Origin of the sequence: Ralstonia sp. 22111 (genome assembly GCF_052045895.1) — a bacterium.
Lineage (GTDB): Bacteria > Pseudomonadota > Gammaproteobacteria > Burkholderiales > Burkholderiaceae > Ralstonia > Ralstonia wenshanensis.
The window spans coordinates 206,257-220,422 of record NZ_JBQEPR010000003.1; the positions used below are offsets into that span (position 1 = coordinate 206,257).

9 protein-coding genes are annotated in these 14,166 nt (G+C 63.8%); 8 read left to right on the forward strand and 1 reads right to left on the reverse strand.

What is annotated here, in order from left to right; translation table 11 throughout:
• Positions 1–283: 283 nt before the first annotated feature.
• Positions 284–1,228 carry a LysR family transcriptional regulator gene (locus tag ACTJK4_RS09975; RefSeq protein WP_045201589.1) on the forward strand — a complete coding sequence of 315 codons (945 nt, stop codon included), beginning with the start codon at positions 284–286 and terminating at the stop codon, positions 1,226–1,228.
• A gap of 28 nt (positions 1,229–1,256) precedes the next feature.
• Here the strand turns inward: ACTJK4_RS09975 and ACTJK4_RS09980 are convergent, their stop codons facing one another.
• A complete protein-coding gene (locus ACTJK4_RS09980; protein ID WP_316870829.1) occupies positions 1,257–2,171 on the reverse strand; it encodes a glutaminase in 915 nt (304 codons plus the stop codon).
• Between the two features lie 224 nt (positions 2,172–2,395).
• Here ACTJK4_RS09980 and ACTJK4_RS09985 point away from each other — a divergent pair, with 224 nt between their 5' ends.
• From ACTJK4_RS09985 to ACTJK4_RS10015, 7 genes are all read left to right on the forward strand, one after another.
• Complete coding sequence (locus ACTJK4_RS09985; RefSeq protein ID WP_232040190.1) at positions 2,396–3,202, forward strand: putative hydro-lyase; 807 nt, start codon at positions 2,396–2,398, stop codon at positions 3,200–3,202.
• 138 nt (positions 3,203–3,340) lie between these two features.
• A complete protein-coding gene (locus ACTJK4_RS09990; protein ID WP_440817825.1) occupies positions 3,341–4,642 on the forward strand; it encodes an MFS transporter in 1,302 nt (433 codons plus the stop codon).
• Positions 4,643–5,172: 530 nt separating this feature from the next.
• A complete protein-coding gene (locus ACTJK4_RS09995; RefSeq protein WP_440476827.1) occupies positions 5,173–7,455 on the forward strand; it encodes a type VI secretion system Vgr family protein in 2,283 nt (760 codons plus the stop codon).
• Positions 7,456–7,459: 4 nt separating this feature from the next.
• A complete protein-coding gene (locus ACTJK4_RS10000) occupies positions 7,460–7,882 on the forward strand; it encodes a DcrB-related protein (RefSeq protein ID WP_316870831.1) in 423 nt (140 codons plus the stop codon).
• A gap of 13 nt (positions 7,883–7,895) precedes the next feature.
• Positions 7,896–12,521 (forward strand): DUF6531 domain-containing protein, encoded by a 4,626-nt coding sequence (locus ACTJK4_RS10005; RefSeq protein WP_440817826.1) that lies wholly within the window; start codon positions 7,896–7,898, stop codon positions 12,519–12,521.
• Positions 12,522–12,539: 18 nt separating this feature from the next.
• Positions 12,540–12,968, forward strand: coding sequence for a tetratricopeptide repeat protein (locus ACTJK4_RS10010; protein WP_316870833.1), 429 nt, complete (start codon positions 12,540–12,542; stop codon positions 12,966–12,968).
• Between the two features lie 769 nt (positions 12,969–13,737).
• Complete coding sequence (locus ACTJK4_RS10015; RefSeq protein ID WP_440077302.1) at positions 13,738–14,103, forward strand: hypothetical protein; 366 nt, start codon at positions 13,738–13,740, stop codon at positions 14,101–14,103.
• The last annotated feature ends 63 nt before the right edge of the window (positions 14,104–14,166 follow it).

The window sequence follows — 14,166 nt, forward strand, 5'->3', positions numbered from 1 at the left end:
GGGCCTGATTGAAAGCAATCGGGGGATAGGGGCATTCTGGACGCCGGTTGCCGACGCAGCTATTGGCGAATTACGTAGTGCGGCGCCGGTGTGGGCGCGCCCGCGTTGTAGAAACTACGAGGTTCCGTGGCAGTTTTGGCCGAGCGTTGGTAAAAACCGCCGAGCACGCATGCATGGGCGTGCGCCGCAGCACGAAAATCCGTAACCTGAGCGCGCTGCATGGGCCGATGGCGCAGCGAGTGCGCCGCAACCGGGCCGCATACAAAAACACGAGGGGCAGGGCATGAACCTACGTTTTCTGGAAACCTTTGTCTGGGTGGCGCGGCTGCGCAGCTTCCGCCTCACCGCAGACAAGCTGTTCACCACGCAGGCATCGATTTCTGCGCGCATTGCCGCGCTGGAAGAAGAGCTTGGCGTACGCCTGTTTGACCGCGACACACGCGGCGTGCAACTCACGCCCGATGGCCACAAGGTGCTGGAATATGCAGACCGCATGGTGAGCACGCTGCACCAGTTGCAGGCGGCGGTGGCACAGCGCCCGGGCTTTGAAGGGCGCGTGCGGGTCGGGGCGATGGACAGCGTCATCCATACGTGGCTCTCGCCGCTCATTGCGCGCACGGCCGAGATGTTTCCCGCGTTGGAGATCGAACTCGTGGCCGACAGCGCGATGCACCTCGTCGAGCAGCTACAGAAGGGCGCGCTCGACATTGCCTTCCAGACCGATCTGCTGCGCGCCGAAAGCGTGCGCAACGTGCAGCTCGCGCAGTACCCGATCCATTGGGTGGTGGCCACCAACTCGCGGTTGGCGCACCCATACGGCAGCCTGGGCGAACTTGCGCGCGAACGGCTCATCACCTTCGTGCGCAACTCCCGGCCGCATCAGGACATGCTCAACCTGCTGCACCTGAGCGGGGTGGAATCACCGCGCGTGAACTGCGTCAATTCGGTGGCCGCCATGACGCGCTTGGTGGGCGATGGCTTTGGCGTGGGCGCGTTGCCCACCGTGCTGGTGCGCGACCGCATTGAGAGCGGCGCGTTGACGGTGCTGGAAGTGGAGCCGGCGTTGCCTGCCCTGCCGATCATCGCGTCGTGGCGCGCGGGGGCGGGCCTGGAGGTGCACGAAGCCATCGTCGGCCTGGCGCGCACGATGGCGCGTGAGTTCTGCCTCTCGGTCGGGCCGCGCTACGCCATTGCCGAGGAAGTCGAGCGCAACACGGAAGCCGCCTAAGCCAACGCAGCGTGCCGTGGCGCCAGCGTCAGAATATCGAGCGGCCGGTCAGTGTCGTGAGCCATTCCAGCGCCTGCAGGCCGGCCAGCGAATTGCCGCTGACGTCGAGCCCCGGAGACCACACGCACACGCCAAATTCGCCCGGCAGCACGGCGACGATGCCGCCGCCCACGCCGCTCTTGGCGGGCAGCCCCACGCGATAGACGAAGTCGCCCGCCGCGTCGTAGGTGCCGCAGGTCAGCATCAGTGCAGAGAGGCGCTTGGCAGGGCTCGCACCGACGATGTGCTCACCGCTCCACGGCACAACGCCGCCGTTGGCGAGAAACAGCACGGCGCGCGCGAGGTCGGTGCAATCCATCTCGATGGCGCACTGGCGGCAGTACGCATCGATGACAGTTTCCACCGGCATGTGCAGGTTGCCGAAGCTCTTCATGAAGTGGGCCATCGCGCGGTTGCGGTCGGCATGGGCCAGTTCGGATTCGGCCACGCGCCGCACGTAGTCGATGCGTGGGTTGTCGACCAGCCGTCGCATGAACTGCACCAGCGCGGTCTCGGCCTGCACGAAGCGGCGGCACAGAACGTCGGTCACGACCAGCGCACCGGCATTGATGAACGGGTTGCGCGGGATGCCGTTCTCGTATTCGAGCTGCACCAGCGAGTTGAAAGCGCTGCCGGAGGGTTCGCGGCCGACGCGCTGCCAGAGCGTTTCGCCTTCGAGCTGGAAGGCCAGCGTGCAGGCAAACAGCTTGGAGACGCTCTGGATCGAGAACGGCACATCCGCTTTGCCCACCGTGTAAACATCGCCGCCCAGGGTGACGATGGCCATGCCGAAATCCGTCGCACTGGCGCCGGCCAGCTCGGGGATGTAATCGGCAACCCGCCCCTGGCCGAGGTACGGCTGGATGTCGCGGTGGATGGTGTCCAGGATCGCTTGGTAGTCCATGTCAGGCCAGGAGGGCAAACGGTGGGGCGGCGATTTTACACGCGCGGGTGCTGCACCGGCCTCGGCAATCACCTTTTCCTATCGCCTGCAATCCGAAACTTTCGTTGGACCGCGTTTCATCACGCTTTCACAATCAGCCGCACAAACAACCTTGTGGAAGAGCTTGCATGACGACGGCAGTGGAGACAGCCCAGGCAAAAAGAATGCCGGAACAACCGGCACCGATGCCCTTACCCGCCCGCACGGGTGCCAGCGTGGCCTACGCAAATCCGTATTCCGCCCGCCTGGCGGCGCGCTCGGGCGTGCTGCGTGGCCATACCAGCGGCCTGTGCGATGGCTATGTGCAGGCCAACATCGTGATGCTGCGCGATACGTGGGCCAACGAGTTCCTGCGCTTCTGCCAGCTCAACCCGAAGCCGTGCCCGCTGCTGGACGTGACCGAGCCCGGCGTGCCCGTATTTCGGCATCTGGGCCAGGACGTTGACGTGCGCCGCGACGTGCCGCGCTATCGCGTCTACCGCAACGGCGAGCTGGCCGAAGAGCCGGCCGACGTTGAAGCGCTGTGGACCGACGACATGGTTGCGTTTGCCATTGGCTGCTCCTTCTCGTTCGAGCACGCGTTGATGGAGGCGGGTGTGCCGCTGCGTCATATCGCCATGTCGCGCAACGTGGCGATGTATCGCACGTCGGTCGACACGATCGGTACGTCCCGCCTGGCGGGCAAGCTCGTGGTGTCGATGCGGCCGATGTCGGTGCCTAACGCCATACGCGCGATCGAGATCACCTCGCGCATGCCGCGTGCGCACGGCGCGCCGGTGCATTTTGGCGACCCGGCGGCCATCGGCATTGCTGATCTGGCGCAGCCCGATTGGGGGGATGCCGTGCCCGTGCAGCCTGGCGAGGTGCCGGTGTTCTGGGCCTGTGGCGTGACACCCCAGGCGGTGGTGCAGCAAGCGCGGCCCGAGCTGTGCATCACGCATGCGCCTGGGCACATGCTGATCACAGACCTGCGCACCGCAGCGCTGACCTGAGCACGCAGTCGCAAGAGCGAAAGAGCGAAAGACGGACGGGTACCGGGGTTCCAGCCGGCGCACGCAGAGGCGCTGGTTTATAGCAAGTAATAAGCGATAGCCGCATCGAGACAGCATCAGTAACAAGGAGGAAACACCATGACAACCGAAGCAACGGTTGCGCGAGCGCCCGCCGGGACGGACGCCACGGCCGCAGCCAATTCCGGCGGTTTGTTCCGCTGGTACCGAGAGATCTCCACGCAGGAGCGGCGCACGTTCTGGAGCTGCAAGGTGGGCTACGCGCTCGACGCGATGGACACGCAGATCCTGAGCTTCGTCATCCCCACGTTGATCGGCGTGTGGGGCTTGTCCAAGGCCGAGGCGGGGTTGATCGGCACATGCACGTTGCTGGCATCGGCGGCGGGGGGCTGGGTGGCTGGCATCCTGTCGGATCGCATCGGGCGCGTGCGCGCGTTGCAGATCACCATCCTGTGGTTTGCGGTGTTTACCTTCCTGTGCGGCCTTGCGCAGAACTACGAACAACTGCTGATTGCGCGCACGCTCATGGGCTTCGGCTTTGGCGGCGAATGGACGGCCGGCGCTGTGCTGATCGGCGAGGCGATTCGCTCGCAGGATCGCGGCAAGGCTGTTGGCATGGTGCAGGCGGGTTGGGCGCTGGGGTGGGGCGCATCGGCGTTGCTGTACGCGTGGTTCTTCAGCGTGATGCCGCCCGAGACTGCATGGCGCGCGTTGTTCCTCGTGGGGATCGTGCCTGCCGTGTTCGTGTTCTTCCTGCGCAGGCTGGTGAAAGAGCCGGAGGTGTTTCAGGAAGCGAAGTCACAAGCCGCCGAGCGCACGAGCTTCTTCGAGATTTTCTCTCCGCGGCTATTGAGCACCACGCTGCGTGCCGCTGTGCTGACCACCGGCGCGCAAGGCGGCTACTACGCCATCACCACGTGGCTGCCGACGTTCCTGAAAACCGAGCGCCATCTGACCGTGCTGGGCACCGGCGGCTATCTGGCCGTGGTGATCATTGGTTCGTACATCGGCTACCTGACCAGCGCGGTGCTGACCGACCGCCTGGGCCGCAAGCGCAACTTCATCCTGTTTGCGGTGGGCTCGATGGTGGTGGCGCTGGCCTACACGCAGCTGGAAGTGACCGACAACACAATGCTGCTGCTCGGTCTGCCGCTGGGCTTCTTTGCCTCGGGCATCTTTGCCGGCATGGGTGCGTTCCTGACCGAGTTGTTCCCGACGGCGGTGCGCGGCTCGGGCCAGGGCTTTTGCTACAACGTGGGCCGGGCGGTTGGCGCGTGCTTTCCGTTCCTGATCGGGCAGGTGAGTGCGCATTCGTCCCTCGGGCATGCCATTGGCATCTTCGCGGCGGGCGCCTATGGGCTGCTCATCGTGGCGGCTCTCACGTTGCCGGAAACGCGCGGCCGAGAACTCGAATCGATTTAACTCCTGTGCTTCCCCCAAAAGTGCACAGCGCGCGGCGTTTGGAAGACGCCGCGCTTTTTTTTGTGCATCGATATGCCTCGGCGGTTTCAAGACACGCCGGACATGAAGCACTGATCTATCCGCCGGTCAATCACGTTCAGGCAGTCGACCGAGGAAGGGCCCGCCGACAATCTGCAGACGCGCTTGGGGCCACTTTGAAGGTGTTCGGCGCGTGAATGCAGGGAGTCCGGCGCGCGCGGTTGGCGTTGGTTTTTTATCAATCGTTAATCTTGGCGTGGCCCAGCGCCGATCAAGTGCACGCATGCCGACTTGGCCCAGCGCAATTAGCCCGCGTTAAACCAGAATTCAATAACTTTCAGGCTCCAAGTAACGGAACGCTCATCTGAAAAACGCACGCTTCCACTAGCATGCGAGCCATCGCCTGTCGACAACGTATCGGCGGGCATGCCGGGGGGATTCCGGCTGAAGGCAACGAGTCTGCGTAGTTGGCCCGGCCGGTGCAAATCGCATAGAACGATGGGAGCGGGCCCATGAGTTTCACCTCTACCGGCAACGGCAAAGCGCCGTCCGGAAATTCCTTTTTGTCGACCCTGTCCGGCGGCGGATTGTCGCCAGGTACCGGCATGCTTGCGGATGCTGCCGGCATGCTCGGCAACGCGCCGGGGGCCGGTTTGATTGGGGGCGCGGCGCGCGCCGCGCAGTTGGCGCAGACGGGCATGTCGCTGCTTGGGCGCACGCCAGCCTCGATTGCCGATGCCATCAACGGCATGCCCGGCGCGAAGTCTCGCCTGACGCAGGCCAGCCGCTTCGTGCGCATGGAGTCGCCACTCGGGCCCGACGTACTGCTGGTCAATGCGCTGGTGGTGGACGAGTACGTCAGCCGCCTGCCGGAAATCCATCTCGACCTGCTATCGCACCAGAGCGAAATTGAGATCGACAAGATCGTCGGGCAGCAGGTGTCGGTGTCGCTGGAACCCAAGTCCACCGGCGGCGTGTTCAGCCAGCTGGCGGCCGGGCCGGAAATCGGCCAGCGCTACTTTCAGGGCTACGTTGCATCGTTCGGGCGAGTCGGGCACCCCGGCTCGGTCACGCGCTACGAGATGACGGTGGTGCCGTGGTTCTGGTTTCTCACGCGCTCGACGGACTGCCGCATCTTCCAGAACAAGACCGCGGAAGACATCCTCTCCGAGATCTTTGTCGAGCTCGGCTTTCACGATTTCGAGTTCAACCTGAAGTCGGAGCAGGCGCGGCTCGAATACGTCGTCATGTACCGGGAGTCCTACTTCAACTTCTGCGCCCGCCTGATGGAGCAGGAGGGCATGTTCTGGACGCACCGCTACGAGAAAGACCGGCACGTCCTCGTCATTGGCGACACCAACGACCTGTTCAAGCCGCTGACGCCTGTCGATACGATTCCGTACTACGGCGCCAGCGCCGCCAGCGAGCGCAACGGCATCGACCGGTGGGACGAGGCGTTCAACTTTCGCGTGGGCAAGATCACCTATCGGGATTTCAACTACGACACACCGTCGTCTCCGCTGATGCACGTGGAAGTGCCGACCACGCTCAAGAACCCGAACATCGGGGCCACCGAGCGCTACGAATACCACTCGCTGTACGACCACAGCGACGACGGCCGCCGGTACGCGCGCCATGCCATGGAAGCAGAAGAGGCGCAGGCGCACCGGTTCAAGGGTGCTGGCTTCGTGCAGGCCATGACCACGGCCGGGCGCTTCCGGCTGACCAACCACCCCGTCTCGGCCTACGACGACAAGGCCTTTGTTCTGCTGCACGTACGCCACCACGCCGTGAACGACTACACGAGCCAGGGCGCCGAGCAGCCGTACCGCAACAGCTTTACGTGCCTGCCCGTGGATGTGCCGTTCCGCCCCGAGCGCCGCACACCCAAGCCCTACATGTACGGTACGCAGGCGGCTGTGGTGGTCGGCCCCAAAGGCGAAGAGATCCATACCGACGGCAGCCGCGTCAAGGTGCATTTCTTCTGGGACCGGCGCGGCAAGATGGATGGCTCCGATTCCATCTGGGTGCGCGTGTCGCAGCCGTGGGCGGGCGCGGGTTGGGGCGGCGCGGCCATCCCGCGTATCGGCCAAGAGGTGATCGTCGCCTTCAACGAGGGCGACCCCGACAACCCGGTGATTGTCGGCCGCGTGTTCAACGGCGAGGCCGCCAACCCGTACCACGGCGACGGCGGCCAGACCATGGGCATCCGCAGCCAGACGCACAAGGGAGGTGGCTCCAACGAGCTGCGTTTCTCCGACGTGAATGGCGCGCAGGAAGTGTTCATGCACGCGCAGAAAGATATGAACACCGTGGTGCAAGACGCGCAGAGCACGCATGTGGTCAAGGGCGATCGGACGATCCTGGTGTCGACGGGCAACCATGCGACGGAGGTCTCTACCGGCAACCTGAGCGAAGCCGTCAAGGGCGACCACACCACGCTGGTTACCCAGGGCCACCACAAGACGCAGATCGACACCGGCAACATGGAAACGACCGTGAGCACGGGCGACAAAACGCTCACGGTATCGAAGGGCAACTACGAGACGACGGTGTCGGTGGGGGATCTGACGGACACGGTCACGCAAGGCAACACCACGCAGAAGTCGCCCGCCGGTGTGCACACGATCGAGGCCAAGGAACTGTGGATCAAGGTGGGCGGTGCCGGCGGGACGTCGATCCATATGACGGCCGATGCGATCGAGCTGCACAAGGGCTCATCCACGATCCGGCTGGATGCGGCCGAGATCAAGATCCAGGCACCCAATACCCATATCAACCCGGATAACGGCTGACACCATGTATCAGATGCAGGAAGGTTCCTTGTTGCTCCCACCGGACTGGATCGACAAGACGATGAATGTGTTCGTCTCCGCCTCGACCGGCACGGAGGGCGTGAGCTTTGTCGTCACGCGCGAGCGTCTGCCATGGGGCATGCAGTTTGGCGAGTACGCCGCCAGCGAGCTGCAAAAGCTCGCCAAGCAGGTGCCCGACTATGAAGCGGTGAGCAGCAGCGAAACCACGGTGTCCGGCCGCGCAGCGTATGCGCACGAATACAAATGGTCGAACAACGGCCGGCCACTGCAGCAGTTGCTGACGATGGTGGAGCACGGCAAGCAGGTGCTGATGCTCACCTTTACTGCGCCCGGTGTGCTGAGCGCCAGCCAGAAGACGCTGGTAGAAGGCGTGGTGCAGAGCCTGCGCCTGAACGAACCCGCCTGAGCGCAGCGCTGCCATGGCGGATCAAGATCCAAGCACACCGAGCACTCCCACCGGGCCGAGCGGCACCGCCGACGAGCGCTTGGCCGCGCTTCAGAACCTGGAAGACGGCGAGGCGAAAAAGCAGTCGCAGATGAAGTGGGTGGACGGCGCCAACTACGGCATGTTGGGCGCCGACGTTGGCTATGGCGCGTACGCCGCCGGCACCGCCGCAACCGCTGCGGGCGCGACCGGTGCGGCTGCGGCAGGTGCCGCAGCGCTGGCCGCCGTGCCCGCTGTGGTGGCACTGGGCGGTGCGTGGCTGCTTGGCAAGATTGGTGTCACCGGCGCCGTTGAGAAAGGCGCCGAATGGCTTGGCGACAAGCTGGGCTTGAGCATCGGAAAGGGCGATCCGCACCCGGCGTGCGTGGGTGACGACATCGCGCATTCATCGGGCTTCTGGGGCATGGTGGCCGGTCTCGCAATCGGGGTCGCCATTGGAGCCGCGGTTGCCGCGACGGTGGCGACCGGTGGGCTGGCCGGTGCGGTGATCGTGGGTGCCTGTATGGCAGGTGGCCTGAGCCTCGGAAGCGGTTTGGCCGCAGCCAGCCAGAGCATGGGCAGCAACTGCGGAAAGATCGCGTCTGGCTCAGGCAATGTCACCTTCGAAGGCAAAGCCGCGGCGCGTGTGACGGACATCATCGCTTGCGATAAGCACCCCGGGCCTGAGCCGCTGGTCGAAGGCAGTCTCACCATCACCGTCAATCAGTTGCCGCTTGTGCGCATCGGCCATTCGAGCCATTGCAGCGGCAAGGTGAACTCTGGGCGCAAGAGCGTCTTGATCGACAAGACCACCGGGCAGTTCGGGCCGAAGAACCCCGAGCTGACAGCCGGCGAGGAGTTCTTTGCGGGTCTCGTGGGTGGGCTGCTTGGGGCCAAACTGGGCGGCATGATCGGCGGCAAGGCGCCGGGAGAGCCGAACAAGTCGGCCGAACGTGATGGCGTCAAAGACGAAACCGCCACCAACTGCAAAGACCCAATCGACGTGGCGACCGGCGAGATGGTGGAGATCCGCACAGACGTGTCGATTCCCGGCGTTCTGCCTCTAGTGCTCACGCGGCGCTACCGCACGCGTTCGGATGACGAGGGCCTGCTTGGTCCAAGGTGGTCGACGAACTGGTCGCAGCGCTTGCGGTTGGATGAAGGTCGCCTCGTTCGTTTCTTCGATGGTGGTGGGCTCACGATCACCTTTGAGGCCCCCGATGCCGATCTCAACGGCATCAACTTGCGCGAACCACGTTATCGCCTGGAGGGCACGCGAACCGCACCTCGCGTCCTTGACGATGAAACGCGCCATATCCTGTGGTTTGCACCATTGGTCGACGGCGCCGTATCGCGCATCGAGCGTATCGAGGACTGGAGCGGCAATGCCATCGCGTTCGAGTACGACGCCCATGGCCGGCTGACCGAGCTGCGACACACGACCGGTTACGCGCTTGTGTTGACGTATCCGGGCGCGCTGCGCACGGTGTCCAGCATTACCTTGCTCGAAGAGTCGGGCGAGACACGACGGTTGGTCGACTACCTGTATGAAGGCGGCATGCTCGCGCAGGTGTCGAGTTTCCAGCATGGTGAGTTCCACTACACCTACGAGGCGCACGGCTGGATGACGAGCTGGCGCGACGCCGACCAGACAGAGGTTCGCTACGCCTACGACAGCTTCGGCCGCGTGGTCGAGACCGGCACACGCGAGGGTTACCACACCGGCCGCTTCGTCTATGAGGACGGCGTCACGCGTGTGCTCGATATCGATGGTGAATGGCTCTACGCCCACAACGCCGAAGGACTGGTCACACGCGAGGTGAACCCGCTTGGGCATGTGATTCAACGCGAGTGGCAACTTGGCCGATTGGCGTCTCAAACCGACCCGCTCGGGCGGCGCACCGATTTTGGATACGACACGCAGGGCCGGCTGGCCAGCATGGGCGATGCCGCCGGCGGCGCCACGCTGTTCAAGTACGACGCACAGCGTCGCCTTGCGGCTGTGGTGCAGCCAAACGGCGATCGCGTGGCAATGGAGTATGACGACAAGCATCGGCTGATTGCACGCACCGAACCAGATGGGCAGGTCAAACGCTATCGGTACGGTGAACGGGGTGAGCTTCTGCGGGCGGTCGAGGGAGAGCAGGAAACCCGCTTCGACTATGACGCACAGCTTCGGCTCATCAGCACGCGTTTGCCCACGGGCGCGAAGCAGGGCACACGCTTCGATGTGCTTGGGCGCCTGCTCGAAGAGGTCGATGCGCACGGCAACGTGACGCGTCACGACTACGCCGCCGGCGTGGACAATCCGCGCGGCAACCGGGCGCTGACCACACTGCCGGACCGCAGCATGCATCGCACCGCCTACAACGCAGAAGGGCTGGCGGTGGCGAACACCGATCCGCTGGGCCGGATCACGCGCCATACCTACGGTCCGTTCGATCTGCTGACAAGCACCACCGATGCCGCCGGCCATGCCACCCGCTTTGAGTACGATCATGCAACGCGGCCGGTGCGGATCGTCAATGCGCGCGGTGAGGTGTGGGAGTACCGCTACGACGCAGCTGGGCGGCTTGTCACCGAGATCGACTGGGGCGGCCGAGTCTCACACTATGAGCGCGATGCAGCCGGGCGGGTGGTCAAGAAGACGTGGCCGGACGGCGGTGTCTGGCTGTATCGATATGACGCGGGCGACCGGCCTGTGGCGATCGACGCGGGCGACGTCAAACTCGTCTACCGGTACGACGCGGCGGGGCGCATGACCGCTGCCGCGGTGCAAAGCGAGTCCACGCACGTCATCCGCTTCCGCTACGACAGCAAGGGCCGCCTGATCGAGGAGGATCAGCACGGGCAGCGCCTCCAACATGCCTACGACGCGCGGGGCCGGCGCGAGGCGCGCAAGACCGCGCATCGGGAAACACGCTATGAGTACGATGCGCTCGGCGCCCTGACGCAGGTTGGCGGCATGACCATCCAGCGGGATCTGCTTGGCCGCGAAACGGGTCGGCAGGCCGGTGAATTCATTCTGCAGCGGCAGTACGACGCCGTAGACCGCCTGCAGCGCCAGACGGCCGGCCCCCGTGCGGCCTTTGACGCGCTGCCGGTCAACCCTGTCGAAGCGCTGCAGAGCCTGACGCGTCAGCATTTCCGCTACGACGCTGCGGGGCAGCTGACCCAGATCGATACCGATGCAGACAGCTTCGTGTATACGCACGACGCGCGCGGACAGGTCACCGCCTTCGATAGCGTTCGGCAGCCCGCAGAGCACTATGCCTACGATGTATCCCGGAACATTGCCGCGCATGGCCGTAGAGGTCCCGTCGATCGACACGATTACCTAGCAGGTGGCTTGCCCGTTCAGGCGGGGCATATCCACTATCGCTACGACGCTCGCGGGCGTGTCATCGAAAAGACCATCGAGCAACCCGGCGAACACCCTCGGACATGGCGTTACGCCTGGGACGGCCTGAACCGCCTGACCGAAGTTCACACGCCTGCCAACGAAACATGGATGTACCGCTACGACGCGTTCGGCCGGCGTATTGAGAAGACGCATGTCGAGACCGGGCGCGCGCAGCGCTTCCTGTGGGACGGTTACACGTTGGCTGAACGGTGGGAATGCGGCCGCGATGGGCAAACGGGCGCTGTCACGACCTGGCATTTCGAGCCAGAGAGCTTCGCACCGCTGGCGCAGGAATGCGGCGACCAGATGTACGCGATCTTCAACGCCCCCACCGGCCTGCCGCTGGAGATATACCGCGACACAGGTGAGAAGGTCTGGTCTGCCCGCTACAACCTGTGGGGCAGGCGGATCAGTGAAGAGGCACATGCTGCGGAAGCCGCCCCCGACACCAGCCTGCGTTTTGCGGGGCAGTGGGCAGACGAAGAGTCGGGGCTGCATTACAACCTGAACCGCTACTACGACCCCGACAGCGGCTGCTATCTCAGCATTGACCCGATCGCCATCCGCGGTGGGCACCGTACACAGGGCTATGTGCAGAACCCGTTGCGGGAGATGGATCCGCTTGGGTTGGCGGTGTGCGAACAACGCTATGCCAACTACAAGTCATTGCGTGAGATGGGGTTGTCAGTCGAGGATGCCGCTAAGCTTTCGAAGTCGTTGAACGGCAAGCCCCTTGAGATCAAGGTGGGCGATAACGGGGAGGTCTATGCAAAGCTGCCGGCACCCTCCAACCCGGATGTCTTGCGGTGGCAGCGAATGAACGGCGATGGCATGTCGAACCGCAGTAAATACATGGGTTCGACGCCTTCAAAGGATTCGCCGGTCGGGCGTGAAGTACAGGACCGGATGCGCAAGGAAGGCACATTGAAGGGGGAGGGCGACGGGCGGGAGGTTCTCGGTGCGGATGGAAAATGGTACCCAATCGATCAAACAGACATGGGCCACAAACAGTCGGCCGTGGATTATTGGAATACGGAAGGGCGCTACTATGGCCCTCGATCGCCAGAAGTGCGCGAATTCATGAACGATCCAAAGAACTACGAGTTGGAGCCTAAGAGTATCAACAGAAGTAACGGCGCGAAGATGGGTACGACCTATGACTCACCGGCAACGCCGGAGGAAAAGGCCGGCTATTTCAGCATTGACGACATTGATTAGAGCTAGAGCACACACAGCATGAGCAAGACACTTCCGGATGCGCTTTACGCGCAAATCACCGACCTCTGTAAGCAAGGCGACGAACTGGTAGAGCAGGGGAACCTCGACGCCGGCAAACAGCACTACATCGCCGCACTACGCCTGCTGCCCGACAACCCGCTCGACTGGGAAGCCGCCACTTGGATCTATGTCGCCATTGGCGACGTCCACTTCCGCACGAACAATTTCGACAAGGCGTTCAAGTGTTTCTACAACGCCGTGCAGTGTCCCAAGGGCTTGGGCAATCCGTACATCCATCTTCGCCTCGGCCAGCTCTACTACGAGCAGGGCAACTTCGACAAGGCGGCTGATGAACTGACCCGCGCCTATATGGGCGGCGGCTTGGACATCTTTCTCGAAGACGATCCCAAGTACCTCGAATTCCTGGAAACGAAGATCAAGCTCTGACAGGGGGGAAGACGCGGCCGAACTGCCGGTCACGGGCCCTTATGGCTCGAACGTGGACCACCAACCGTCGAACGTGAACCTCTGCGGGCGGAATGCGAGCCTCAAACACTCGCATTCCGCAGTCGGAGGTCGAAATTTTCGACCTCCGACACCCGCCATCGAGCCTCGGACACTCGAGCGTCGGCCTCAACTGGACAACGTCGACGGTTTGAGGGCGGGGCTCGGGGCTCGGAGGTCCGATGGGGCGAATGTTTTTGGGCCGCGTTTGACCCTCCAAGGGTCGTGCGCCACTGTTTGATGGTCGCGCGCCGCTCTCGGACTGTGGAAATCGAATGTTTAGGACCCATGCGCGCACCGAAAACTGCGGCGCTCCGCAGTCTGCGGGGCAACGACGGTGGGTTAGGGGTCAGGTTTGCTTCCGAAAGGTTTGGTCGTCGCGCGCTGCGAAGCGGAATGCCCGGTGCGCGCACGGCCCTTGCGCTTCAGAGCCTGATAGACGGAATCGGAACTTGGAAGGCGCCTGCGCCGCTATAATCGGCCCGCTGCCGCACCAACGGCAGCCTGGTTTAGCGACCTGAAACACCAAGGCGGACGATTGCTGCATGCAGTCGCACTGCTGCTTCCGTTCGCGCCTACTTTGGCGGGCCGGATGGTGAGACCTTCGGGTCTACCGGTTTCCTTGGGACCGGGTCGCTAACACCATCGTCAGGCCCGCCACCCTCGTTTAGCGCCGAGATGGTGAGGCTCCTTCAATCCCAAGGAGGCTCCTATGCCGATTTCCGACGCGACGCGCCCCGCGTCCTACCCCTCTCCACCCGCACCACCGAGCCCAGCGCCCACGTCATTCGACACAGGGCGGCTCACCAAGAACCGCACCTACCTGAACGGCGCCATCGCAGCGCAGGCGTATCTCAAGCGCACGCGCACCGCCATGTGCACACACGGCCAATGCCGGCCGGGCATGCTGCGCGAACAACTTCAGGTGTTCTCCACGCAGTCATTTCCACCGGCCTTCATCAAAGGCTTTGTGGATGCGATTGATGCCTACGTATCGATGTCGCTCGGCGGGCGCGATGTTGATCCGCAGACGTGGGACGTGTTAGCCGCCATAGAGCGGCGCGGCTACAGCCAGTAACAACAGATTGACGCATTCCCGTGACGGGCGGGAATGTCGCGCAGCGCTGCGCGAAGATGACAT